This is a genomic window from Glutamicibacter sp. NPDC087344 (genome assembly GCF_044744225.1).
Classification (GTDB): domain Bacteria; phylum Actinomycetota; class Actinomycetes; order Actinomycetales; family Micrococcaceae; genus Glutamicibacter.
The window spans coordinates 1-24,529 of sequence record NZ_JBIUXY010000013.1; the positions used below are offsets into that span (position 1 = coordinate 1).

Sequence of the window (24,529 nt, forward strand, 5' to 3'; positions counted from 1 at the left end):
ATCATCCCAAGCAAAATGTTTCGTATTCACCAAACAAAAAATAATTTGGTATCAACAAACTTGGCACACTATTGAGTTCTCAAACAACAAACACTATCTGGTTCTCCGCCACCCACAATCCGGGGGCGATATCGTCCAGCGTTATATTCAAATCTTAGCATCAAAAAAATCTGAAAGTCAAATCCATTCACTGTGATTTGAACCAGAATTCTTGAATCCCAAACAATCCGATATTCTCCACAAAAACCTGTGTAAGAACCCTGATTTCCCGGGGTTTTCACCGCCTCAACCCGTCTGGTTTTTATCCCGTCCGGCTCGTGGCGACAAGGAAAAACTATACACAGGTTTGTGGGGTCGTGCAAATCGGTGGGGTACTTTTCCACGGTGACCGTGACCACACACCGACAGAACAACGTTCGTTAGCGCGGTTTTACGGTCAAAAACCCCGGAAACACGGGGATTTTCCCTGGTCGGGACTCGCTAGGAAAAATATTCTTCTTTTTCCTCCCAGAATCCCGGCCTACAAATTCTTCATCTTCAGGCCGGCAGGCAAGAACTACGTCGCCAAACGCCGCGCATCTATTCTTCGATAACTTCCGCATCGAGGATACGAGGATCATCCAACTCAAGAAGATCCGGCGCCATCGTCGGAAGTCCGGCGAAGGCGACATTCGCAGTTTCAACAACACGCTTGGCCAGGTACCGGTTGCCAGCTCCGCCGATGACCGCCCCAACCCCGAAGGGAACGATCCTTCCAACAACACTTGCCGCTTGAGTGCCGACCACCTTACGCATAAACGACTTCTGCAAGGTGCGCTGCATGGAGGCGTAAAAACTTGTTGGCTTATTGGAGCCGAAGGCCTTCGCCCATCCCTTGATCGGTCCCCCACCCCGGCCGGCGGCCTGACGTGTCAGCCCGGCAATCATGGCGCTGCCTTCTTCTCCCATCAAGATGCCCATCACCAGGACCCGCGAGCGTTCAGGATCTTCAATGGCGATTCCGTGCAGTTCGGCAAGTGTCTGGGCATAGAGCGCCGAGGCTTCAAGGAAGCCCAAGGTAGCCGCCACAGACAGACCCAAGGCAACACCCGTACCTACCGCAGGAACAGCGGCGGTACCACCAACGGCGGCACCCGATCCGGTCACTACGAGCAGATAGTCATGCTCGGCAATTTTTGCGAGCTCGGTGGCAGTTGCTTCTGGGTGCTTGCGGCGCAGTCGTTTCAAATAGGCAAGTACCAACGGACGCTGGACACCAACGCCCTTCATAATGGCGTCCTGAATGACCGTACGTGGTTTACCGTCGTTGCCGATGACCGTCATCGAAATGGGATCTTTGCTCATGATGATGCCAGCATATCGAGGCAAACCTGTAAGTTTCCGTGAAAACCACAACTTTTGCCTCGCAATGGCATGCCAGGACGGTCTTCTTGGGCCGAAGTCTTGAATCGGATACACCCCGGTGGAAGAGTTAGGACATGAAAAACGCGCAGGCCAAACGGTACAACCACGCCCTCAAACAGGCTGGAATCAGTGAGCGCCCCTTGGCGCTACTGGATCTGGAGGCTTTCGACTCGAATGTGATCGCCCTTCGCGAACGGGCCGGAGGCCTTCCCATCCGGGTGGCGTCCAAGTCCCTGCGGGTGCGCAAGGCACTGGAGCGTGCGCTGGCCGCCGACGGAATCCGCGGGGTGCTGTGTTTTACGCTCAGCGAAGCCTTGTGGCTAGCCAGCCATGGATTGAAGGACCTGGTGGTCGCCTATCCCCAGGCCGATGCCGAGGCGATCAGCCGCTGGGCGTCAAGTGAACTGGCCCGCACCGAGATTACCCTGATGGTCGATTCGGCCGCGCAACTGGATCTCATCGACCGAATGGTGCCTCGCCATGCCTCGCTGAAGATCGCCCTGGAACTGGATGCCGCGTACTACCCCACTGCGGGCCTGCGTATCGGGGCAGCCCGTTCCCCGTTGAGAACACCCGAGGATCTGGTTTCGCTAGTCCAAGAGGTTCAACGCCGAAAAGGTTTCGAACTCGATGGGCTGATGGCCTACGAATCGCAGATCGCTTCGGTTCCGGATGGCGGCTTTGCGCCTAAGGCCTGGGTTGCGCGGGCCTTGCGCACACGCAGTGCCGCCGAGCTGGCCGAGCGCCGCGCCGAGGCGGTGCATCGAGTCCGCGACATTGCCGATCTACGCTTCGTGAACGCCGGCGGAACCGGTTCCTTTGAAACCACTGCCAAGGAAAGCGTGGTGACCGAACTCAGCGCAGGTTCCGGACTCTTCGCACCGGCACTGTTCGACTCCTTCCGTTCATTCACCCCCACCCCTGCCTTGTTCCTTGGTTTTGCGGTGGTCCGCAGGCCCGATACTCGCACGGTCACGATTCTGGGCGGCGGCTGGGCAGCCTCCGGCCCTGCCGGTAAAGACCGATTGCCGCGGATCGAGCATCCCCACAAGCTGCGGTATCTCGCATTGGAAGGCGCCGGCGAAGTCCAGACTCCGCTGACCGGGCCGACCGCGCACCGCCTCAACGTCGGAGACACGGTCTGGCTGCGGCATGCGAAGTCGGGGGAACCAGCCGAACGGGTCAATAAGGTGGCGGTCTGCTCGAAATCCAAAATTGTTGATCAGTGGCCCACCTACCGCGGCGAAGGGAAAGCCTTCTTGTGACCAGCTTTCGAAACTTTGCCGGAACCGTCACCGCCTCCCCGAGGCTGCGCCCGTCCATCTCATCGTTGGACCAGCTCGGCGGGCTGCTCGATTCGGCGGTTCGTGCCGGGCACACCGTGCGCGCCGTGGGAGCCGGGCACTCATTCACCCCGCTGGTTCACACCGGTGGCGTGCTGCTCGACCTGGACGGGTACCAAGGCATCGACGAGGTTGATGCGCTCACGCACGAGGTGACCTTCCGCGCCGGCACCCGGCTCTGGCAAATACCGGGACTGCTCGCACCCTTCGGCCTGGCCCTTGAAAATATGGGTGACATTGACCGGCAGTCTCTCGCCGGAACCCTCAACACCGGGACCCACGGCACCGGGTTAACATTCACCGGATTCAGCGGAACCGTGACGGGGCTGCGTTTGATGCTGGCCGATGGGAGCCTGGTTCACACCAGCGCAACGGAAAATCCAGATCTGTTCCAGGCAGCCCGCGTAGGGCTGGGGGCACTGGGCGTCATGACCCATGTGCGCCTGAGGTGTGTACCGCACTACATGATGCAGGCTCGTGAGACTATCGAAGCCATCGAGCCGTTGTGCGAAAGTTTTATCGAGCGCAGCCAGCGGGAGGACCATCTGGAGTTCTTCTGGTTCCCGGGAACCGCCAAGGCGCAGGTTAAAACCAATACCCGGCTTCCCGGCGAATTTCCGGCGAAGGCACCGGGCCGGCTTGCGAGCTGGGTGAATGACGAACTGCTATCCAACGGCGGGCTGCAAGCCATCTGTTCGGTGGGCGCGGCCCTCCCGAGATTGGTTCCGCACCTGAACTCGTTCGCCAGCCGGATACTCTCCGAACGCAGCTACATCGCCGCCTGGAATCAGGTATTCGTCAGCCCGCGGCGGGTGAAGTTCACCGAGATGGAATATGCCCTGCCGATGGAGAGTTTTGCGGCGGCTTTCACCGAGATTCGCGAGTATTTTGCCTCACGGGGCGCCCCGGTGGTTTTCCCCTTGGAGGTCCGCACCGCGGCCGGCGATGACACGTGGCTGGGAACCGCCAGCGGCCGGGACAGTGTTTATATTGCGGTGCATCGCTACATTCACGACCGGGCTCCACAGTATTTCCCTGCGATGGAAGCAATTCTGAGCTCATACGGCGGACGTCCGCACTGGGGCAAACAGCATACTCTTCGCGCGGCCGAGCTGAGCCGTCTGTACCCGAGGTTCGAGGACTTCCGTGCCGTCCGTGCGCGGGTTGATCCGCAGGGATTATTTGTTAATGACTACCTGCGTGAGCTCTTGGATCTTCAGAACTGAACGTCAGTCCAGATCAGTTCCGAAGTTTCGATAGCCTCCGGGGTCGAGCCTGGCAGCAATTGGAAGGTTTGCGGCGCGGCACCGCCAACATGCCCCTGGCCCAAAACGTTCCATCCCTGATTTGGGATCACGAAGTTTCCAGAATCGTTGAGTGCTTCTTCCCGTCCGAGGTCCTTGCCCATTTGCAGGACGTCGTCGGTGAACTCGCTGCGCTGGGACAGCGCACCGGTCAGCACAAGGTGCTCATCCTCGATCCCGGCGGCCTTGCTCCCGTCATCGGCCACCACATAGTCTTCGCCGGTGATGTAGTCGGAGATGACCTTCAGTTCATCGTGCTGGCGTGCAGCCGCAAAATCATAACTGCTGCTCGCTGGCTCGGTCTGAGCGGCCAGGATGTGCACACGCTCGCCGCGGTATTCGATAGGAATGTCCCACAGCCCGTTATGCATCACCGGGATCGAGGAGGCGACGGCGCCACCCAGTTGTGAATCCGCAAGGTTGTTCTCGGTCACCGCACTCCATTTCAGTGTGGACACGGAGATGACATCCTGTTGATCGATCGGGTACTTGGAGAGCACCACGGTCGAAGCCTGTTCGGCAAAAGCCCCCTGGCCCCACGCATCACCGGCGCCGCCGACAATGCGGTCCCCGTCAAGATCAGCGCCGCTCTGCGTCCCGCTGGAGCCCACGGCCAGATAGGAATAGGCATACTCGACATCCGCCGCATCGTCATCTGCGCTGTTGAGGTAGTTGGCGATGAAGGTATTCACCGCGTCCTGGTCCGCATCCATGCCGGTGAGCACCATGACGTCGGGGTTGGACACGCTGATCGCCTCGGCCACCCGCAGTGCCTCGGTGTCCGTGCGGGTCAGCAGGTCCCGATACAGGTCGCCAGGCTCAGCCCGGCTGAGCTGGGTGGCCATGGTGGCAACACGCAGGGACGTCTCGGAGAGTTGGGGTGCAGTTGCACCGGCCCCGTCGTTCGGGCCGGTAGGTGCGGCCAAAGCCGGGGTTACAGGGAGCAGTAACAGCGCTCCCATTCCCAGGCTCGCTGCACCAAGTAAAATCTTGTGCACACTGCAACCCTACGCCCCGAGGCCGCCTCTGACCAGCTTCTTAATCGGATTGTGATGCGGTGGCGCGGGCCGCCTTGCGGTTTGCAGCCAAAACTTCTTCCATATACGGGGCGCGAACCCGGGCGGAAATCCGGGCATCCACCAGGCAGACACCCCGGGCCCCGGCAGCTACCCAGTCGCTGACCTTGCTGAAATCTTCCAGGGATTCCACCTTGATCCCGGTGGCTCCCATTCCCTGCGCCAGGGCCGCGAAGTCCACGGTGGGGATCAACATGGGATCTTCATGCAGACCGATCGAACCGTACTGATGAACCTCTGCCCCATAGGCCGAATCGTTGTAGATCACAATGACGCCGCTGGACACGGTGCGCACGATCGACTCCAGGTCCGCCAGGCCCATGAGGAACCCTCCGTCCCCGGAAGCCAGCACCACGGTGCGCCCGGCGGCGGCCGCTCCGGCGCCAACCATCGAGGCGATACCCAGGCCGATGGACTGGTAGGCGGTGCCAACACAGGTCAGCGAGCGCGCCCCGCTGGTGGACCAGTACATTGGGCCCCAACCGATGAAGTGCCCGCCGTCCTGCACCAGCACTCGGTTCGCCGGCAGGATCTGCTCCAGTTCACTGGCCACCCGGCGTGGATCCAGCAAGCCATCGGCGGCGCGTTCCTCCCCGCGGGGCCGGGTGCGCAAGGTTGCCAGGTCCACGTTTTCAGCCCATGAGGCCTGTGCCTGCGGCACAACCTGAAGCAGATCCGCGGTGGCGGCGGTGATGTCCGCCGTCGCGAAATAATCCACCCGCGGGTTGGTGGCGGACGCAGCCAGGTCAAGCTGGATCAGGGTGGCCGACTCGTTTACCAGCTCTCCGAAACGCATGGTGAACTGGTTCAGCGATGCGCCCAGGGCCAGCACAACATCCGACTGGGCGATGATCTCAGCATTTTTCTCGGTGGCGAAGCCCCCGGTGATACCCAGGTCATAGGGGTAATCCAAGAGGTCGCGGGCCAGCAGCGTCCCGGAGGTGGTTGCACCGAGTTTCGCGGCAAGTGCCGTGATCTGCGCGGCCGCGTCAATGGCGCCGCGTCCGTAGAGAATGTGGGGGCGCTTGGCACCGGAAAGCACCGCGGCAATCTGGTTCAGCTGGGTCGAGTTCAGTTCCGGGGCCGGGGGTGCCGACTGCAACGATTCGAAGCTGGGCAGCTGGCCTTCCGGTGTTTGAAGGGCGGTCAGATCGTAGGGGATCGCCAAAACCACCGGGCACTGCTCACGCAATGCGTGGGCGGCCGCTGCCAGGGCGATGGCGCCGGGGGTTTCTTGATCCACCACGTAGCGCGGAGCCCGCACGGCGGTGTCGATGGCCGCCTGGTCAACGTCCCAGCCGCGCAAGCCGGTTCGCGGAGCGTCGCCGGTGACAAAAAGCAGCGGGGTGCGGGCCGCGGCGGCCTCGGCCAGCGCGGTGACGGCGTTGGTGTAGCCTGCCCCATAGGTGGTGGATGCGATGGCCAGCTTGTTGGAAATCCGGAAATAGGCATCCGCGGCTGAAACCGCGGCCGATTCGTGGCGGACCGCGGTGTAGCTGAACCCTTGGCGCACGGCGGCGTCGAGGAAGTGGGCATTGCCGTTGCCCATCAGCCCGAAAATCTGCGGGGCGAGGGGCTTCAGGGCATGGGCGATGGCGGCAGAAACGCTAGACATCATGGACTCTTTTCAAAAAAATGGTGCTGAAGAAAATTCCATATATGTCTGCCGCTACCGGTTGCTTGTCGGCAACGGGTATCGCCCCTTTTGAGAGCGCCGGAACCCACCCAATGGTGATTCCTGACTCACTGATCATAGGGCACAAACGCCGCCGCGCGCTAGATGGCGCTAGATGGGCATCTACTGCCGGCCCAGGCAGTGGCGTAGCGCATCTTCCAAAGTCTCGGCGCGGAACCGGTGGCCGGCATCCAGCAGCTTTTCCGGGGCAACACGTTGGCTTGCCATGGCCAGCAGCTCGGAACCCTGTTTTCCCAGCAGCAGTTCCGGCCCGAACGACGGAACCGGGAGGACATCCGGACGGCGCAGGACCGCGGCCAGGGTGGCCGAGTAGTCGCTGTTGCGCACCGGGTGCGGTGCCACCGCGTTCACGGGCCCTTCCAGCTGCCCGTCCCACAGCGCCCGGTGATAGATGTCCACCAGATCATCTAGTCCGATCCACGACTGCCATTGCCGCCCGTCGCCCATGCGCCCGCCGAGCCCCAGCTCGTACAGCGGTTTGAGCATTTTCAGGGTCCCACCCCGGGGGCTTTGCACCAGCCCGGTACGCACCTGGACACGTCGCATCGACCCGCCGGCCGGCTCACGCGCCGCTTGTTCCCACTCCCGCACTACCTGGGCCAGAAAATCATCGCCGTGCCCGGCGTCTTCAGCCAACGGTGTTTCCCCCGCCTGCGCGCCGTAGATGCCAATGGCCGAAGCGCTGACAAATACCTCCACCCCGGCCTGCGCCGCGGCGGCGGCAAGTTTGCCGGTTGGTTCGATGCGGCTTTGCGCGATGTCCTGCCGGTGTTTGTCATTAAACCGTCCGGCGATGCTCGCCCCGGCAAGGTGGATCACCGCGTCGCAGCCATCCAGTGCTTCCGGCGCCGGGTTCTGCGGATCCCAAGTGCGCTCGTTAGCCCCTTGGGGGTTGCGGCGCACCAGCCGGATCACCCGGTGCCCGCCGGATTCAAGGAACGCGCAGAGCGCGGTTCCCACCAAGCCGTGGGCTCCGGTGACCGCGATTCTCAGTGATTTCATGCCATGCTCGGCCGCCGCATGGTGGGCGGCGAGGTCATCTGCCAGCTGCCGGTGGCGGTAGCCGAGCAGGCGGTGCACCTGTGTTGCCGGGAGATTGGTTTCCACCACGTCCCGCACCAGGCACCGATCGCCGTCCAGCGGTTCAAAGTGGTGTTCGTGCGTCCATGTCAGCGCCTTGGCGGCCGTGCTCAACGGTCCTTCAAGTTTCATCTGGTCGGCAAACAGGCGTTGCGGAACGTAGCGCTGGGCAAGATGCGGGGCATTCCACCGCAGGCCTGCTGGCAGGCCGAGCACTGAGGTCCCGTCCTTCAACGAGTCGGCCTGCGTGATCGCCGTGACCGGCTGCCACGGCGGCAGCAACCGCTGCATGGCCCCGGGGCGCTCGTGCCAGGCAAATACCTGATCGGCGGGCAACGGGATAACTGACTCATGGTTGATGCGCATGGCTCTAGCCTGACACCTTGCCGGCTGCTCCACTAGGGAGTCCCGGCAAAGTGTCAGGCTGGAACCCGGTGATTAACCCTTAACGCACAGGATGGTGCGCAGGTGCCCGACAACTTCCACCAGGTCCTTCTGGGCCTCGATCACCTGATGGATGTCCTTGTACGCGGCTGGAATTTCATCCAGCACCCCGGCGTCCTTGCGGCATTCGATGCCCGCCGTCTGGTCCGCCAGGTCCTGCTCGGTGAAGGACTTCTTGGCCTTGTTCCGGCTCATCCGGCGTCCTGCCCCGTGGGAAGCGGAGAAGTACGAGTTGGGGTTCCCGCGGCCGCGCACCACATAGGAACCGGTGCCCATGGAGCCCGGAATCAACGCCAGGTCCCCGGCACCCGCGCGGATGGCGCCCTTCCGGGTCACCAGCAGCGTCTGCCCGTCGATCTTCTCTTCACGCACGTAGTTGTGGTGGACGTTGATCGGCTCATCGAATGACACCGGCAGCCCGGCGAAGTGCTTGACCACCTGCTCCTTGAACAGGCCGAGCATCAGCGCCCGCGACTGCGCGGCGAATTCCTGGGCCCACCATAGATCGTGCTTGTAGGCATCCATCTGCGCCGTGCCCTCGATGAATACCGCCAGCTCCTTGTCGACAAGCCCCTGGTTGTGACCCAGCGACTTGGCGATGTTGATGTGGAGGTCGGCCAAGGTCTTGCCGATGTTGCGCGATCCCGAGTGAAGCGTGATCCACACCAGGTCGTCTTGATCAAGGCAGAGTTCCAGGAAGTGGTTGCCGCCGCCCAGGGTTCCCAACTGCCTGACCGCCCGCTGCTTGAGCGGCATGACCTTCTCATCCAGGGTTTCGAAGCGGTCGAAGAGGCCGCGCACACCGGTTTCCATGCCGAAACGGCGTAGGTCGGGCAGCTCGTCGTGGCTGTTGAAGCCTACCGGGATGGCCGCTTCGATGCTCGAACGCAGCAGGTGCAGGTCGGTCAGCTGGTCGGCCCGGATGTTGGTCCGCACCGCGGCGACGCCGCAGCCGATGTCCACCCCTACTGCGGAGGGCGATACGGCCTGGTTCATTGCGATGACGCTGCCGATGGTCGCTCCCTTGCCCACATGGACATCGGGCATGACGCGGACGCCGTGGACCCAGGGAAGCTGGGCAACGCGGCGCAGCTGCGCCAACGCCTCGGTCTCGACCTCGGCTTCGGGTGCCCACATCTTCACCCTGTCCCCGCTATCGGACAGCGCAATCGGGAGCGTGGATTCACGCACCATTTTGTTACCTTTCATTCTCAACAAATTCGCGACCATACCGGCCTTGAATTCTATTTTTTGGCATGACAATTAAACCCATACAAATTATTTGAATGGAGAATAGAAAAGGAGCCGATGAACACTGTCATCGACTCCTGAAAACCCTAGGCCCCTTTCAATGCCAACCACTTCGGGCCGGTCAGGGATCCTGATGTTCATCCACCTTTGCAGGCGGGCAAGAGTCGAGATGCATACGGTTTACCCAAGGGGCGGTCATGGTGACACTCACTTGCATCCGCGGTGTTGAGCGCAAAGCTAAAATCGGCGCGACGCTTCGATTGCTTATCAAAATTACGCTGATCCAACAACATTGCCGCCTCCTTCAACACTCACTCTTATCGACACTTACAAATAACACCGTAGTATATTTTTGATTAGTTTTCCACCCTATTCACAAAAAATGAAAAATAATCATTCGTTCCATGGCAGAAAACAACAACGCCAGGCACACCGACCGGTGAAAGTCGGTGCACCCGGTGTTGTGTGAGGCAAAGCCCAGGAGCCGAAAAACCTCAGGGTGATTTCTGCACACCGATACGGGTAGGACGAGCCCATAACCGGAGCCAGCCCTCGGGTGCCTTAATGAAGTCGCCGAGCAAGGCGCCGCCTTCGCCATCGGTGATGTGCAGGTTGCCGATCTGCCTGTAGACCGGCTGGCTGTCCTGATCGAAATAGTCCGGGTTGCCGAAGCGTTTGTCGAAGTGCCGCTCCTGATCATGCCAGCGTCTAGACGGTCGTCCTGCGCCGATACCAAGATCGCTTCGAGCAGCTCCACGGCGACAGTGCCACTGATCTGGATTGGATGCCATTGACCGACGTAGAAGATCGCTACGTCCGCGGCCGTCGTGCATGTTTTGCTGGTCGATCAATTTTCCATGCACCGTGCCTGAATACATCTGTGCCGCAAACCGGGATGCACGGGTTCCGGGAAGCTATGATTCACGCGGCCGCATTGACCGCTCGCTTACGCAGAATGCTGAAGACTTTGCGGGGGTCATTGACGTACGGCTCATCGTCATCGTTTACAGAAACCACTGCGTAAGGCAGTCTAGGAAGTCGAGGTCGACAACCCCGTCAGCATCGGCGGCACGACCTACCCGAACTGAAACACTACAAGGCTGTCGACCCCGTAGTGATGTCGCGCGCGTAGATGAAGGCTTCTTAACCCGAGTAGCATGTTGGAACCAACGCTTGTTCGGGAGTACAAATGACCACACTGGAAAACAGATCCACCTGGGCAGATCAAGCCAGCCACAGCCTGCGTCTGGAAGGACTCACTGTCTCTTCTGAGTTTGCCGAAGATTCGCAGAACTACGTGGCCGGAAAAATCTCAGCGGACGAGCTAGTTCGCATCACACGAGAGCGATACGGCCTCAAATAACGGTGTTGCAGATCCGTATCGAGTCGGCCCCGATGGAGTTTTAAGGAACCTTGTCGGGGCCGACTCGCACGCCAAGCTTGCCGTAGCGGATGCCGACCTATTTATGCCCGCGTCATGCAGCTATCGGATCAAGAATTTGTTGAGGCTACGCGAGATTCCGCGGAGATAAGAGCCTTGCACAAGCACTTGTTCCAAGACGTTTACGACTGGGCCGGAGAATTCCGCTCAATTGACATGAGCCGCGGAGATGGTGAATTTTTGCCCCTCACTACTCAATACCGGTCTTGCTGGAGACAACCCTTGCGGAGCTCGGTAGAACCAATAATCTGGCGGGTTTGGAAAAGATGATTTTTTGGATGCACTAACAAGCTTCTACGACGAGCTGAACTACATACATCCTTTCCGCGAGGGCAACGGGCGAATGCAGCGCACTTTTTGGAGCCGCGTGGCTTTTGCTGCAGGTTGGATTCTGGACTGGCGCCCGATTCATGGAACCGAGCTAAACGAAGCAAGTCGTGCAGCTCGTGAAGATCGCACAATGGAACCACTTCGAAATGCCCTGATGAAGTGCCTCCGACCTGTGGAGAACTCAAAATAAGCTAGCCCGCCTTTGTTCCGAGGTACCGCGCGTTCCCGGTATCCCCTTCTGTCACATGAGCCGAGCTAGAGAGCAAAGTGCCCGGTTCTCGTAGAGCCCGGAATCAATGCAAGATCGCCCGTACCCGCGCGGATGGCGCCATTTCGGGTCACCAGCAGCCCGGCGAAGCGCTCACAAAAAATGAAAAATAATCATTCGTTCCATGGCAGAAAACAACAACGCCGGGCACAACGACCGGTGAAAGTCGGTACACCCGGCGTTCGAAACAAGCGCCAGGAGGTTATGCCTGCAGTGCTGCCCTCATGTCCAAACGCTTGGGCCCGTACTCGGCCAGGAACTGGCCCGGACCCGGGTTAGCGGCGGCATCCTGGCCGCCCAGGTGCTTCACGACACCCCACACCGCGTTCAGGCCGGTGGTCACAGCGCCTTCGGCCCAGCCTGCCGTCCAGGAGACGTCGTCGCCGGCAAGGAAGATGCCGCGGTGCTCGGCAGGAAGTTCGGCCTGGTCGAAGTGGGTGTACAGGCGTTCCTGGTAGCGGTAGTGCCCCGGCAGGTTCGCCTTGAAGGCGCCCATGAAGTTCGGGTCGTCCTCCCAGGACACGGTAATCGGCTGACCCACGATGTGGCTGCGGATATCCACCCCGGGATAAACCTTCTCCAGGGAGTGCAGCATCAGTTCCATGCGGCGTTCGGCGGTCAGCGAGAGCCACTTCAGGGCATCGTCGTTCCAGGTGTAGGAAAGCAGGATGACCGCGGGCTGGTCCTCTCCGTTCTCCAGCAGGTAGGTGGCCCGGTTCAGCCGGTCGGTGAGTGTCATCGACATCAGGTATTCACCGGTGACAGGGTCGCGGTCCTTCCAGAACGGGCGGTCCACCATCACGAAGGTCTTGGAGGACTGCATGTAGTGGCTGCGCTCGATGGCCGTCCATAGTTCGGCGGGGAACAATGCCTCGTCGGTGTCGATGCCGGTGGACAGCAGCCATGACTGCACGGTGGAGACCACCGCACCAAACCTCTGCGTGCGGCCGAAGCGTTCGGTGACCTCGATGCTGTTCGCGCCATTGAAGCCCGGCTCATCGGTGCGGTAGACCTTGGCCACGGCGCCGCGCGGGGTGCCGCGGTGCAGCGAGGCCAACGAGGTTCCCGCCGGCCAGTGCTTCATGTCCGCAGGGGTGTGGTTCCACAGTGCGTTGGGCAGCTTGGCCGCTCCGCCGGTGATGCCGCGGTGGTCGTCATCCGCGTCGGTGTACACCACACGCAGGATTTCCAGGATGGAGTTCGGGAAGTCGGTGTCCCAGCCGCCGGAGCCGAAACCCACCTGGCCGAACGCTTCGCGGTGATCGAAGCCGGCGTTCTTGAAGGCCTGGGAGTTGGCGATGAAGCCGTAGAAGCTTTCCTCGTCGAACTCTTCGAGCAGCGAGTCCCAGATGTCCTTGATCTTGGCGGTGTCGCGCTCAATGATGGCGCGCTGCATCTGCTCGAAGTGGGCGTCTTCGCGCAGCGCCTGCTTCCAAGCCTCGGCGACTTCCCGGTAGAAGACCGGCAGGTCCGCCGGGTCTTCCACGTAGACCTTCTGGCCCTTGAGCTCGATCACGGTCGAGGCGGTAGGGGCCGCCAGCGGGTTCGGGAAGTCAAAGGTTTCCAAGCCCAGTAGGTCGACGTAGTGGTAGAGCGCCTTGCTGGAGACCGGGAAGCGCATGCCGCCCAGGTCGCAGGTGATCTGCGGGGCCGCCGGGAAGCTGGCGGTGCGCAGGCGCCCGCCGATCTGATCCGCCTCGTAGACAACCGGCTTCAGCCCCAGTTTCATCAGTTCGTAGGCGGTGATGATGCCACTGAGGCCGGCACCGATCACCGCCACCTCGGTTCCGTACAGCTCTTGGGGGACCGAGCCGAGGCCTGCGGGATTGGCCAGGTAGTGATCGTAGCTGAACGGGAAGTCGGGGTTCAGCATGTTGATGGTTTCGGTGCTCATAACCTCAATTGTTCCTTGGGTAGTGTGTGGGGTTGTTATTTTTCGCCGACGTGGGTGGCGATGTATTGTTCTTTGCTCAGGGCTCCCAAGCGGGAACGCGAGCGGCCGTAGCCAACGTAGATTCCAATGCCGATCAGCATCCAGAGCCCGAAGACGATCCAGGTTTCCGCGCGCAGCTGGCTCATCAGAAACAGGCAGGCAAAAATGCCCAGCATCGGGGTCACCGGGTAAAACGGAACCTTGAAGGTTCTAGGCGCCAGCGGCTGCTTCTTGCGCAGGTACATCACCGAGACCCCCACCAGGGCGAAGGCAAACAAGGTTCCGATGCTGGTGGCATCGGCCAGTGCGCCCAGCGGGATGAAACCCGCGGTCACCGCCACGACGCCGCCGGTGATCAGGGTACCGGCCACCGGGGTGCCGGTCTTCGCGGAGACACTGGAGAAGACCTTGGGCACCAGCCCGTCGCGGGACATCGAGAGCAGGATGCGGGTCTGCCCGTAGAGCACCGTCAGCACCACCGAGGCGATGGCCAACACGGCCGCCACAGCGAAGATCAGCACCAGGATCGGCTGGCCGGTGATTTCGCCGACGATCTGCACCAGGGCCGCTTCGGTTCCGTCGAACCACTGCCACTCACGCGCCCCGATGGCCGAAATCGCCACCAGGACATAGGTGACCGTCACGATCAGCATGGAGAGCATGATGGCCCGCGGCAGATCCCGCTTGGGGTTTTTGGCTTCTTCACCGGCGGTGGAGGCGGCGTCGAAACCGATGTAGGAGAAAAACACCGTCGAGGCGGCGGCGGTGACCCCCGCGGCGCCCATGGGCAGCAACGGCTCGAAGTTGCCGGCATTGAAGGCGCTGAAGGCGACAATGCAGAAGAACACCAGGATGCCGGCCTTGATGAGCACCACAATGGTGTTCACGATGGCGGATTCGCGCATGCCGCGCATCAGCAGCAAGGTGGCCAGCGCGACGACGATCAACGCCGGCAGGTTGACCACGCCGCCCGCGGCCGGTCCGCCGGCGAGCGCGGTCGGCAGCCCCAGGCCGAAGGTGCGCAGCGTTTCGTTGACATATTCGCCCGCGCCAACCGCCACGGCCGCCACGGACACGGCGTATTCGAGCACCAGGCACCAGCCGCAGATCCAGGCCAGGCCCTCGCCCATGGTGGCATAGGTGTAGGAGTAGCTGGATCCGGAGACCGGGACCATTCCAGCCATTTCGGCGTAGGACACCGCCGAAAGCAGCGCGGTGACACCTGCGATGACGAAGGAGATCCAGATGGCGGGGCCGGCAATCGGCACGGTGGCGCCGAGGATCACCAGGATGCCGGTGCCCATGGTCGCCCCGACGCTGATCATGGTCAGTTGCCACATTCCCAGGGTGCGGCGCAGCTGGCCGGCGCCCGAGGTTTTTTCGGCGTCGCTGATCATCATGCTGATCGATTTGCGACGTCGAAGCTGCGGGCCTAGCGCGGTGGGCCGTGCCGAAGCCACGTGATCGGTGCTGTTCATAGCTGGTCCTCACTGAGGAAAATGGTATTGCTGTCGAATACCAGCCTAAGTCTGTGACCCACCTCTCAAGTTGAGAAGTTTTGAACTAGAATATCTTCACATGGGACATTTCGCACCGGAATTGGGCACACTGGATTCAGCTGATCTGGGTTTTGATCGCCCCTGGGATTCGATCACCCTTCACCGATTCCTGCGGCAGCTTCCTGCGGGGATCCAGGTATTGCACGACGCCGGAGATCGCCCCTTGCGTTGGGTTGAACCCAGCGACATCGACGACCCCACCGACTACCTGGTCGACGACGAACTGATTCTCACCAGCGGATACCCGCTGGTGGCCCATGCCGAGGACCAGAGGTGGGTCGATCAGTTTGTGCACCGCCTGGCCCAGGCGAAGGTCTGCGCCCTGGGTTTCGGCCTGGAGCCGTACTTTTCACAGGTTCCCGACACACTGCTCACCGCTTGCCTGAGCAACAACGTGACGCTGCTTCAGATCCCGAATTCGGTGCCCTTCGCGGCCATCGGCTTGGCTTTTGCCAAGCTGATGGAAGCCGACGGCGCCGCCCTGCTGCGAACCAGCGCCGAGTCGAATCGCGCGCTCATGCGTTGCGTGTCGCAGAACAATCCCGAAGAACAACTGGTCTCCACCCTGGCGCACCGGGCCAACTGTTCGGTGAAACTCCTGGATTCCACGGGCCGCGTCCGATTCAGCGCTGATAACCCCAACGTGCTGCAGCTCGCAGCAGAGCCCGGGACCGAACTTTTCACCCAGGCCGCCCTAGGCGAAGGAGCCTCGCAGTTCGCGTTGCTGCGCGAAGGGATCAGCACCCACCTGGCGTTCCCCATCCGAGCCAGTGCGGCCAGGGGGCAGGCCCCGCTGCTTGGTGTGCTGCAGGTCGGCTTCCCCAAGGACCCATCCGGGGTCGAGCACACACTCATGGCCACCACCCTGGGTTTGCTGGAAGTCGTTGCCCGTGAACGAGCCATGGTTTCCTTCACCTCGGCCCAGTTGAGCACCTCGCTGCTCACCGGTTCCCCGCAGGTTCTCGACGAACAACAGCTCACGCTGCTGAATCTCAGCCTTGGGCCGCACCAACGCAAACCACTGCGGGCGCTGGTGCTTGCGCCGAGCAAGAACCCGGGCGGCGACGATGTTTCCCGGCACCTTGCCCACCTGCGGATCCTGCTTGAATCAGAACTTGTCAGCAGGCAATCCGGTGCCTACATTGCCTTGAGCAAGATCGAACCCACGGATGCCGCGTATCGCAGGTTGAGCAAGGCGGGGTATCTGGCGGCTTTCAGCCGTCCCGCCGTATTATCCCCAGGCCGCACCGAGGAACTCGGCCAACTTCTAGCCCAGGCCAGGGGGCTGATGCCGCAGGTAATGGAAAAGCAGAAGAGCATGGACGCGGCTAAGCTCCCACGCACCTTCCAGAAGCTGCTGCCCAAGGATGCCGGGCGGGAACTGGCGCAGGAAGTGCTGGGCGGGGTGCTTGAGCTGCCGGCCAAACGCCGCGAGCTGTATCTTGAGGTCTTGCGGTGCTGGCTGGATTCCAACGGTTCCTGGGATGAGACCTCAAAACGACTGGACCTGCACCGCAACTCGGTGCGGCGGCACATTTCCAGCATTGCCCAGTACCTCGATGCCGATCTGGGCTCGGCGGAAGTGCGCAACGAACTGTTTTTTGCGTTGCGCTTCCTGCCCTAGTTTCCCGCGCGCTGCGCGGCCCACTGCGCGTAAAGCTGGGTCTTGGCCTCGCGCAGATAAGGCACTTCTTCGCGCACCTGGCGCAGCAGTGAGGGCTGGACGGTGGCGAAAATGACCGTCGGCTCGGTTCCGCCCTGCGCCAGGATCTGGCCGTCCGGGGACGCAATGACGCTGGTTCCCGAGAGCTCGAAGCCGTTTTCGGTGCCCACGTGGTTTGCATAGGCGATGTATAGCTGGCTTTCCATCGCTCTGGTCGGGACCAGGGTGGTGCTGAGGATTTCGTATCCCTTGCCCACTGCGGTGGGAACAAGCAGCACTTCGACCCCGCGCAGCGCAGCTTCACGCACCAATTCCGGGTATTCAACATCGAAGCAGATCGCTAAGCCTAGCGTCATTCCCTGATAGGTGAAGACTGCGGGAGCATTGTGTCCAGGGGTGAAGACGTCCTGCTCTTCGGCCCCGAACAGGTGCACCTTGTCGTAGTGGGCAAGCTGGGCACCCGTCTCATCGATGCAGCTGGCGGTAATTTTCCACTCCCCGCCGGCTACCTCCGGCATGGAGTAGACCAGCGCGATGTTTTGCCGACGGGCAATTTCACGCAAACGCTCGCGTAGCTCGCCGAGCAGGCTCGGGTCGAAGGACTCTTTCAGCGCGAAGGGCGCATACCCGACAACAAACAGCTCCGGGGTCAGCAGCAGCCGCGCCCCGCGCTGGGCGGCCTGTCCCGCGGCGGCATCGATGGCTTTCAGATTAGCGTCGTAATCCAAAACTGCGGCTTCCGCCTGCATTGCTGCGATCAGCATACCGGTCCTTCCAAGCTCCTCATGGTTGTTTTCAGCCTACGCGAACCGCCGAGCTTCGGGTCCTAGTCCATTCGCACCGGAAGAGGAGATTGCAGTACTTTTCGCACCACCCTGCGAGGAGCTAGTCCCTCCATCCAGGCCCGGATCGCCGGTGCGGTTGCAGGGCCGCAAGGTAACTGGCCAAAGGTGCCGTGTCCGGCGCTCCGAGGTTGCCGATCAGCGCTTTACGGGATTCGCCGCCAGCCGGGACAAAAAACACACCGGCCAGGTTCCTAGAAATAAGGAACCTGGCCAGTGTAGTGGTTGATCTTCGGACGCGCCCGTCAGCCCGCCGGCTGTTCAGCGTTATCGCTGCCGCGTGGCGCAGTGGTTGCCTGCGCGGCCAGCGCGCGCCGCTCGTGGATGTCATGCAGGATGCTGGCGTGCACGGCATCGGTCAGCTTGTATCGAGACATCGCCAGCACCGCCAGACCGGCCAAAACCATCGGTATCGCACCCGCTGCCACTTTGATACCCAGCATCGCTTGGTCCGATTGAATGGCATCGGCGGCGTTGTACCCGCCCCAGGCCAACGCGTAGGCGGCTAGCGCGCCGCCAATTGCTTGGCCGGCCTTGCGGGTGAAGGAGAAGAGCGCGTAAATAATGCCCTCGGTGCGCACCCCGGTTTTCCATTCGCCGTATTCCACGGTGTCGGCTTCCAAGGCCCAGATCACCACATTGACACCGCCAAGACCCACATTGATCAAGGAGATCGCCAGCAGCGCTAGGACGCCAGACCCTGCCGGGACAAGGAAAACTGCCAGCCCTCCGAGCATGACCACGGTGCCGAACACCATGTACACGGTGCGCTTGCCAATCGCACGCACAATGCGTGGCATCAAGATGCTCAGTACCAGGGACACCGCAAGTTGCACCCCTGAGGCCACCGCGAAAAGGTTCAAGTTGCCCATGACATCACGGAAGTAATACAGCTGAACCGTTCCCAGGGTCATCATGCCGGTTAGCAGGATCAGCGAGCTGAGGCACAGCATCAGCAACGGCGAGTTGCTCTTCAAGGTATCGAAGCTTTGTTTTAAGCTGACCTGCTGGACATCGCGTTGAACACGTTCCTTGGAGGTGAGCACGCAGAATAGGTACAGCGCCGTACCGAGGATGATAAAAATGATCGTCAGGGTGGTGAAGACCGGTTGGAGGTCTGCGTCCTTGCTGAACATCGGGGCGACAACCATCCCCAAGATGGCACTGACCAATAGTCCGCCGACGGTGCGCGCCCCTGCCAGTTTGGCCCGATCGCTGGGGTCTTGGGTCATTGCTCCGGCCATGGAACCGTACGGGATGTTCACCAGCGAGTAGGCCAGCCCCAGGGCGGCGTAAGACAGGTACGCGTACACCAATGACGGGTTCTCCGGACCACCCGGCACGTGGAACACCGCAAAGGTCAGCAAAAGCAAAGGCAAGGACCCGAACATGATGAACGGGCGGAACTTGCCCCAGCGTTTGGTGAACACCTTGTCGACCATCCGGCCTGCAAAGATGTCGGCAAATGCGTCGAATATCCGGACCACCAGCAGCAGGGTGCCGGCCGCGGCCGCCGAAATTCCGGCGACATCGGTGTAGTAGACCAGCAAGAACATGCTTGCGGTGGTGAACGCCAAATTATTGGCCGCATCGCCGGCACCGTATCCTACGATGCTCAGTTTACTCAGTGGTTTCACGGGTCTCTCCTCGGCCATCAGGGGATGGCTCGCTAAGGTATTGCCTCGATAAGTCGAAAAATCTTCCCTCGAAGGTGATCTGTTGGTGGGTGCGGGCAACCGCCGCTATTTAGCGCTGGCCGGTCCAGCGCTCACGCAAAACAAACGCCGCGGCTTTGGGTTTGCGGTCGCGGGTGAAAACACCTTTTTTGTTTCCGTCCACGCGTATGATTCCCACGGAGGTCTGGAAGTCGGCGAAATTCCAGACGTGCTCACCCACCATGGCTTCGACCCGGTCGAAAACCCGGTGGTACATCTTCAGGAATTCGGCCTGGTATTCCTCGCTCCACGGGGCGGCGATGACCGAGTGGTTTCCGGCCAGGGTGTCGGCCCCGTATTCGGTCATGATCATCGGTTTGCCGTGTGTTGATTCCCAGGTCAAAAGCTCTGCTTCCAGCGCCTTCTCCGCGGCGGGAAGGTCGCCGGCGTGCAGGTACCAGCCGTAATAACGGTTGAGCATCAACACGTCGAAGAGGTCCTCGATGGTGCTCTTGTCTGGGGAATCAAACATCACGTTCACGTATCCGATCGGCCGGGTGGGGTCCAGTTCGCGGGCGAGCGCGGCCAGCGGTTCAAAGTAGGCCCGCGCGCCGGCTTCCTGCGCGTTCGGTTCGTTAGCGATCGACCAGATCACCACGGATGGCCGGTTTTTATCCCGGGCGATCAGTTCGCTGATTGCCTGGCGGTGATTTACCGCGGTTGCCTCATCCACTGCGCCCGGCCCGTAGGTCGGTCGGGCTTCTTCACCGAAGGTTGGGCCAAACATGGTGTTCAGGCCCACGGCGGCGGTCTCATTGATGACCACGATGCCGTGGCGATCCGCGTAGTCCATTACTTCTTCCGCATAGGGATAGTGCGAGGTGCGGAAGGAATTAGCTCCGGTCCATCCCAACAGGTTGAAGTCGGCTACCATCAGGGCGTTGTTGTGCCCCTTGCCGACGGTGACGTGGTCTTCGTGCATGCCGAAACCGGTGAACTTGAACGGTTCCCCGTTGATGAGGAACTTCTTCCCGTCGACTTCTACGGTGCGCACCCCGAAGTTCTGCGTATAGCTGTCCACCAAGGCTCCGCCACGGTGGACCTGAGTCACCAGCTGGTACAGGTACCCCGCTCCCGGCTTCCACAGGGTGACGTCCGGGATCTGCACCGTACCGGCGGCGCCAGAGTGGGCGGCCACCTCGATACCGGAAGCATCAAGGATACGCACGGAGAACTCTTCGTCACCGGCAACCCCATCGGCCTGCAGGTCGTAGGTGACCACACCGGTGTTCCCGGTGAAGTTTGTGGTGATGGTGATGTCATCAATCACGGTGGCCGGGGTGCTGTAGAGCCAGATGCTCCGGTGAAGCCCTGCATAGTTGTAAAAGTCGTGCAAATAGGTCTGCTTGCGGGTGCCGTCCTCGCGGGTCAGCACTCGCCCCGGCGGGATGGTGGCCGGGGTGAGCATGTTGTTGACGGCGATGCTCAGCCGGAAGTCCTGCCCAGCGGTGACCAGGCTGGTGATGTCAGCTTCGAATGGCATGTAGCCGCCAACATGCTCGGCCACCAGCGTGTCATTGACGTAGACCTTGCCCTCATGGGTGGCCGAGTCCAGGCGCAGGTGGATGCGTTCACCGGCATATCCGCGCGGCACGTGGACGGTGCGCTGGTACCAGACCCAGCCGACGTGCTCCCGCAGCTCAGGCTCGACGAACACGTCGTTGTAGCTGCCGGGAACACCCATGTCGCGGTCGGTGTCCAGCTGATCGGCGTACCAGCGTGCGGAGAAGCCCTCGTCCTGGTGGTCCACCCGGAAGGCATAGAGCCCGTCCAAATTGACCATTTCGCGAGTCGGAGAGTTCTGCGGCTTGAGCATTGTTGCGTCCTTGGATCATTGATTCGTTAAGCTCCGCAACTTTGCGGTGCTTCAACGAGTCTAGGAATGTGTGACCCGCGTGACAATCGATTGCCAAATGTTGCCTTGGCTCACATTTCACCGCGCCGAGACCCTGCGTGGAGCTTTGACCTACACCGAGGCCAGGGAACCTCTCAGGATCAGCTGCGATCCGGGAATGTGGCTGCTTTCGGCCGGCTCACCCTGCTCGATGTGATGGATGAGGCTGGACAATGCGCGGGCCCCGCAATCGAACAGCGGCAACCTCACGGTGCTCAGGGCCGGTGTGGTGAAATCTGCGCCAAAAATATCGTCGAAACCGATAATTCCCAACTGTTCGGGAATATGGATCGAAGCTCGTGCGCACACTTGCAATAGGCCGATGGCCATCAGGTCGTTGTAGGCAAAAACCGTGCTGGCACCGCTGGCCAGGACCTGCTCCAGCGCTGCGGCCCCGCCCTCGCGGGTGGGTGGCTGCGTATCAAGCACCGTGAGCCGCATGCCGCGCGTTTCCACGGCTTCGGCGAGCGCCCGGGAACGCTGCCGGTTGGCCCAGGATCGCAGTGGACCGGGCAGGTAGGCAATACGCCGTTGCCCGGTTGCCCAGAGGTGTTCCAGGGCTTCGCCGATCACAGGACCCACCTCCGGAGCCAAGGAGGTAACCCCCTGGACCTCGCGATTGATGACCACCACTGGCTTAACCTCAGCCAGTTCCCTGATTTGGCTGTCATCCAGCCGGGAGGTGACCAGAATCTGCCCGTCCACGGTGCCGGCTAGCCGTTGGGCCGCCAGCATTTCCGCTTCCGGGTCTTCGACCGACTGGGCGAGGACCAGAGTGTAGTTGCCGGCCGCGGCCGCCGCCTGCGCCCCGCGGACAACTTCGAAATACACGGGATTGAGCAGATCAGCAACGATCAAACCAATGGTCTGCAGGCGCCCGGTATGCAAGGCGCGTGCGATCGGATTGGCTTGATAGTTCAGGCTCTGCGCGGCCTGCTTAACGCGAGCCACGGTGGCCTCCGCGACGCGTTCCGGGCGGCTGAGCGCCCGGGACACCGTGGAGGGGTTGACCCCTGCCACAGCGGCGATGTCATAAATGGTCGGCGCACCGTTGCGTCCGTGCCCTGATCTGCTCATATCTCCCGTGCTTCGATATCAAATGCCGAGTCAGCCCTGCACGTGTGCAGATTGCAGACGTGGGGCGAACTTATTCTCTGTCTTGATACGACTGTTTAGTTCATCCAAGAACAGCTCCTCGTCAAAGTCCAGACCCACTTCTTGACCGGTCCAGCTGGAGAGGTGAATGGCGTTAGCCAGGCGCACCCCGTTGATGCCGTCTGCGCCCGGGGCAAGCAGCTCGGTTCCGTTGAGGATATGTTGGGCGAAGTTCTCCAGGACCCCGGCGTGCTGTTCACCCCAGACCGAAGGGAACTCAATGGTTTCCGTTGAATAGAACTCTTCCGGGTTCAGTTGGTCGGTGAAAAGCTTACGTACATCTTCCATTCCCATATTCTCGCTCAGCTCACGCTCCGGAGACTTCAGCCGAGTCACCACGGCCGTTTTGCTGGATTCGACCACGATCTTGCCCTGATCGCCCAGGATTTCAAACCGATCCGTCCCGACGATGTCGTGGGTCGCGGTAATAAAGGTACCGGTCACCCCCTGGCCAAAATCGGCAACCGCGGTCACTTCGTCTTCCACCGCAATGTTGCGCCGGAATCCATAGGAAACTTTTGAATACACCGAGGTGGGAATGCCGCAGATCCACTGCCACAAATCCAACTGGTGCGGCGCCTGGTTCACCAGCACTCCGCCGCCTTCGCCTCCCCAGGTTGCACGCCATGCCGACTGGTCGTAGTACCCCTGTGGACGCCACCAGTTGGTGATGATCCAATTGGAGCGACGGATTTTGCCGATCTCTCCGTTGTCGACAATTTCCTTGATGCGCTGGTACAGCGGATTGTTCCGCTGGTTGAACATGATCGCAAAGGCAACCTCGGGTTTGGCTTGGGCGACCTCCAGAAGCTCCTTGACCTGGGCGGTGTAAACACCGGCTGGTTTTTCCACCATGACGTTAATGCCGCGGTTAATGGCCTCGATGCCCATTTCCGGGTGCAGGTAGTGCGGAACGCAGGTGACCACTGCGTCCACGATTCCGCTGTCCATCATCTCCCGGTAGTCCTCGAATACCTGGGCTCCGGAATAGTTTTCTTGGGCAAGCTGGTGTTTGGCGGGGTCGGTATCCGCAATGGCGGCTAGCGTCATGCTGGGCACCATACCGTCGGTAATGAACTTCGCGTACATGCCTCCCTGGGCTCCCAGACCGATAATTCCTAGTCGAATCTTCTGCTCACTCATGATTTTCCGTCCTCTACTGTTGTTGATCGGTGTTTGCTGATTAGGCCTTGAGCGCCGACGGCGTGTCAGCGGCAAACAAGTCCCCGAAGCCCAGTTTCTGCAGATTGTTGTACGAGGTTTCCAACGCTTCCCACACGGTGCGCCCGTACAGGTCATCCTGTTCGACAAGCAGGTATTGCGCCCCGGTCTCCACCGCGGTCGGCACGATGGATGCGAAGTCCAGATTTCCCTCACCGACCTCGGCGAACTGCACCACGTCTTTGAACTTGCCCATGAATCCGGCAAAGTCTCCTGCTTCGAGCAGTTGCATGGCATCGGCATCCAAGGCACCGATTCGGTAGTCCTTGAGGTGCACCATCGCCGTCTTCCCCGCGTATTTGCGCAAGGTGCGCACCGGGTCCAGCCCGCCACGCTGCACCCAGTGAACATCGATTTCCAGGCCCATCAGCGGAGAGTTGTCTTCAATGATGTCCAGCATGTAAACGCCGTCGAACTTGGCAAACTCGATGTGGTGGTTGTGGTAATACAGCTTCAGGTCGTGTTCGGCCAACCGGTGCGCATAGTCGTTGGCCAGCTTGGCGAAATCGACAACCCGGGAGATGGAACCCATGGCGTCAAAGGGCATCATGCCAATGCGCAGCAAGCCCGAGCCGAGCCGCTGTGCATCCTCCACGACCTTCTCGAAATTGGATTCGAGGCTGTCTCCGGGGCGACCCGGGGTGGACTGCAAGCTCACCGACAAGGCAGCGATATCCATGCCCAGTTCACTGCGCGCTTGTTCAAGTTCCGCGACGTTGGCCTCATCCATCGGAATCTGCGAGATTTCGACCGCGTGGTAGCCGATGTCGCTGACCTTGCGCAGTGTTTCAAAGGCTCCGACTTGCTCGAAGCTCTGCTTGAGCATCATTGCCTGAACGCCAATAGTAGCCATTGGGGTGTCCTCCATGGTGGTTTCGGATCCTTGCGGATCCGTTGATTTGTACGGGGA

20 protein-coding genes are annotated in these 24,529 nt (G+C 60.9%); 6 read left to right on the forward strand and 14 right to left on the reverse strand.

Annotated elements, in window-relative coordinates:
• Window positions 1-196, forward strand: a 196-nt coding sequence (locus ACIOWL_RS18570; protein WP_400388584.1) for a hypothetical protein, incomplete at its 5' end; no start/stop codon positions are given.
• A gap of 383 nt (window positions 197-579) precedes the next feature.
• Here the strand turns inward: ACIOWL_RS18570 and ACIOWL_RS18575 are convergent.
• Window positions 580-1,344, reverse strand: a complete 765-nt coding sequence (locus tag ACIOWL_RS18575) for a hypothetical protein (RefSeq protein ID WP_400388587.1) — start codon at window positions 1,342-1,344, stop codon at window positions 580-582.
• Between the two features lie 134 nt (window positions 1,345-1,478).
• Here ACIOWL_RS18575 and ACIOWL_RS18580 point away from each other — a divergent pair, with 134 nt between their 5' ends.
• Window positions 1,479-2,669, forward strand: a complete 1,191-nt coding sequence (locus ACIOWL_RS18580) for an alanine racemase (protein ID WP_400388590.1) — start codon at window positions 1,479-1,481, stop codon at window positions 2,667-2,669.
• Entirely contained in the window at window positions 2,666-3,973 is a 1,308-nt protein-coding gene (locus ACIOWL_RS18585) for a D-arabinono-1,4-lactone oxidase (RefSeq protein ID WP_400388592.1), read from the forward strand. Before ACIOWL_RS18580 ends, ACIOWL_RS18585 begins: the two co-directional genes overlap by 4 nt.
• On the opposite strand, the gene ACIOWL_RS18590 is transcribed toward ACIOWL_RS18585, so the two are convergent.
• The 5 genes from ACIOWL_RS18590 to ACIOWL_RS18610 form a co-directional block, all read right to left on the reverse strand.
• Entirely contained in the window at window positions 3,964-5,049 is a 1,086-nt protein-coding gene (locus ACIOWL_RS18590) for a hypothetical protein (RefSeq protein ID WP_400388595.1), read from the reverse strand. The two genes, ACIOWL_RS18585 and ACIOWL_RS18590, sit on opposite strands and share 10 nt — an antisense overlap.
• Window positions 5,050-5,089: 40 nt before the next feature.
• Complete coding sequence (locus ACIOWL_RS18595; RefSeq protein ID WP_400388596.1) at window positions 5,090-6,742, reverse strand: thiamine pyrophosphate-binding protein; 1,653 nt, start codon at window positions 6,740-6,742, stop codon at window positions 5,090-5,092.
• A 183-nt stretch (window positions 6,743-6,925) separates the two neighbouring features.
• Window positions 6,926-8,269, reverse strand: a complete 1,344-nt coding sequence (locus tag ACIOWL_RS18600) for a TIGR01777 family oxidoreductase (protein WP_400388599.1) — start codon at window positions 8,267-8,269, stop codon at window positions 6,926-6,928.
• Window positions 8,270-8,341: 72 nt separating this feature from the next.
• Window positions 8,342-9,556 carry an RtcB family protein gene (locus ACIOWL_RS18605; protein ID WP_400388602.1) on the reverse strand — a complete coding sequence of 405 codons (1,215 nt, stop codon included), beginning with the start codon at window positions 9,554-9,556 and terminating at the stop codon, window positions 8,342-8,344.
• Window positions 9,557-10,092: 536 nt separating this feature from the next.
• Window positions 10,093-10,389 carry a hypothetical protein gene (locus tag ACIOWL_RS18610; protein ID WP_400388605.1) on the reverse strand — a complete coding sequence of 99 codons (297 nt, stop codon included), beginning with the start codon at window positions 10,387-10,389 and terminating at the stop codon, window positions 10,093-10,095.
• Window positions 10,390-10,787: 398 nt separating this feature from the next.
• Between ACIOWL_RS18610 and ACIOWL_RS18615 the strand changes: the two genes are divergently transcribed.
• The gene (locus ACIOWL_RS18615) at window positions 10,788-10,961 is read left to right on the forward strand and encodes a hypothetical protein (protein WP_400388608.1); all 174 of its coding nucleotides are present in this window, start codon (window positions 10,788-10,790) and stop codon (window positions 10,959-10,961) included.
• A 352-nt stretch (window positions 10,962-11,313) separates the two neighbouring features.
• Window positions 11,314-11,559, forward strand: coding sequence for a Fic family protein (locus ACIOWL_RS18620; RefSeq protein ID WP_400388610.1), 246 nt, complete (start codon window positions 11,314-11,316; stop codon window positions 11,557-11,559).
• 280 nt (window positions 11,560-11,839) lie between these two features.
• Here ACIOWL_RS18620 and ACIOWL_RS18625 read toward each other — a convergent pair whose 3' ends face one another.
• Complete coding sequence (locus ACIOWL_RS18625) at window positions 11,840-13,531, reverse strand: flavin monoamine oxidase family protein (protein ID WP_400388613.1); 1,692 nt, start codon at window positions 13,529-13,531, stop codon at window positions 11,840-11,842.
• 35 nt (window positions 13,532-13,566) lie between these two features.
• Window positions 13,567-15,048, reverse strand: coding sequence for an amino acid permease (locus ACIOWL_RS18630; RefSeq protein WP_400388616.1), 1,482 nt, complete (start codon window positions 15,046-15,048; stop codon window positions 13,567-13,569).
• Window positions 15,049-15,148: 100 nt separating this feature from the next.
• Here ACIOWL_RS18630 and ACIOWL_RS18635 point away from each other — a divergent pair, with 100 nt between their 5' ends.
• Window positions 15,149-16,753 carry a PucR family transcriptional regulator gene (locus ACIOWL_RS18635; protein ID WP_400388619.1) on the forward strand — a complete coding sequence of 535 codons (1,605 nt, stop codon included), beginning with the start codon at window positions 15,149-15,151 and terminating at the stop codon, window positions 16,751-16,753.
• Here ACIOWL_RS18635 and ACIOWL_RS18640 read toward each other — a convergent pair.
• The 6 genes from ACIOWL_RS18640 to ACIOWL_RS18665 form a co-directional block, all read right to left on the reverse strand.
• Window positions 16,750-17,556: a carbon-nitrogen hydrolase family protein gene (locus ACIOWL_RS18640; protein WP_400388621.1), complete on the reverse strand. Its 807-nt coding sequence runs from the start codon at window positions 17,554-17,556 to the stop codon at window positions 16,750-16,752. The two genes, ACIOWL_RS18635 and ACIOWL_RS18640, sit on opposite strands and share 4 nt — an antisense overlap.
• 323 nt (window positions 17,557-17,879) lie before the next feature.
• On the reverse strand, window positions 17,880-19,271 hold the full coding sequence (uidB, locus tag ACIOWL_RS18645) for a glucuronide transporter (protein ID WP_400388624.1): 1,392 nt from the start codon (window positions 19,269-19,271) through the stop codon (window positions 17,880-17,882).
• A 109-nt stretch (window positions 19,272-19,380) separates the two neighbouring features.
• Window positions 19,381-21,165 (reverse strand): beta-glucuronidase, encoded by a 1,785-nt coding sequence (uidA, locus tag ACIOWL_RS18650; protein WP_400388626.1) that lies wholly within the window; start codon window positions 21,163-21,165, stop codon window positions 19,381-19,383.
• Window positions 21,166-21,315: 150 nt separating this feature from the next.
• Complete coding sequence (locus ACIOWL_RS18655) at window positions 21,316-22,320, reverse strand: LacI family DNA-binding transcriptional regulator (protein WP_400388629.1); 1,005 nt, start codon at window positions 22,318-22,320, stop codon at window positions 21,316-21,318.
• A gap of 30 nt (window positions 22,321-22,350) precedes the next feature.
• Window positions 22,351-23,541 (reverse strand): Gfo/Idh/MocA family protein, encoded by a 1,191-nt coding sequence (locus ACIOWL_RS18660; protein ID WP_400388632.1) that lies wholly within the window; start codon window positions 23,539-23,541, stop codon window positions 22,351-22,353.
• A 40-nt stretch (window positions 23,542-23,581) separates the two neighbouring features.
• Window positions 23,582-24,472, reverse strand: coding sequence for a sugar phosphate isomerase/epimerase family protein (locus ACIOWL_RS18665; RefSeq protein WP_400388635.1), 891 nt, complete (start codon window positions 24,470-24,472; stop codon window positions 23,582-23,584).
• Between the last annotated feature and the right edge of the window lie 57 nt (window positions 24,473-24,529).

Coding starts and splice junctions, on each gene's coding strand:
- ACIOWL_RS18575 (WP_400388587.1), bottom strand. CDS start 1,344: ATGAGCAAAGATCCCATTTCGATGACGGTCATCGGCAACGACGGTAAA.
- ACIOWL_RS18580 (WP_400388590.1), top strand. CDS start 1,479: ATGAAAAACGCGCAGGCCAAACGGTACAACCACGCCCTCAAACAGGCT.
- ACIOWL_RS18595 (WP_400388596.1), bottom strand. CDS start 6,742: ATGTCTAGCGTTTCTGCCGCCATCGCCCATGCCCTGAAGCCCCTCGCC.
- ACIOWL_RS18600 (WP_400388599.1), bottom strand. CDS start 8,269: ATGCGCATCAACCATGAGTCAGTTATCCCGTTGCCCGCCGATCAGGTA.
- ACIOWL_RS18605 (WP_400388602.1), bottom strand. CDS start 9,556: ATGAAAGGTAACAAAATGGTGCGTGAATCCACGCTCCCGATTGCGCTG.
- ACIOWL_RS18610 (WP_400388605.1), bottom strand. CDS start 10,389: ATGGCATCCAATCCAGATCAGTGGCACTGTCGCCGTGGAGCTGCTCGA.
- ACIOWL_RS18615 (WP_400388608.1), top strand. CDS start 10,788: ATGACCACACTGGAAAACAGATCCACCTGGGCAGATCAAGCCAGCCAC.
- ACIOWL_RS18625 (WP_400388613.1), bottom strand. CDS start 13,531: ATGAGCACCGAAACCATCAACATGCTGAACCCCGACTTCCCGTTCAGC.
- ACIOWL_RS18630 (WP_400388616.1), bottom strand. CDS start 15,048: ATGAACAGCACCGATCACGTGGCTTCGGCACGGCCCACCGCGCTAGGC.
- ACIOWL_RS18635 (WP_400388619.1), top strand. CDS start 15,149: ATGGGACATTTCGCACCGGAATTGGGCACACTGGATTCAGCTGATCTG.
- ACIOWL_RS18640 (WP_400388621.1), bottom strand. CDS start 17,556: ATGCTGATCGCAGCAATGCAGGCGGAAGCCGCAGTTTTGGATTACGAC.
- uidA (WP_400388626.1), bottom strand. CDS start 21,165: ATGCTCAAGCCGCAGAACTCTCCGACTCGCGAAATGGTCAATTTGGAC.
- ACIOWL_RS18655 (WP_400388629.1), bottom strand. CDS start 22,320: ATGAGCAGATCAGGGCACGGACGCAACGGTGCGCCGACCATTTATGAC.
- ACIOWL_RS18660 (WP_400388632.1), bottom strand. CDS start 23,541: ATGAGTGAGCAGAAGATTCGACTAGGAATTATCGGTCTGGGAGCCCAG.
- ACIOWL_RS18665 (WP_400388635.1), bottom strand. CDS start 24,472: ATGGCTACTATTGGCGTTCAGGCAATGATGCTCAAGCAGAGCTTCGAG.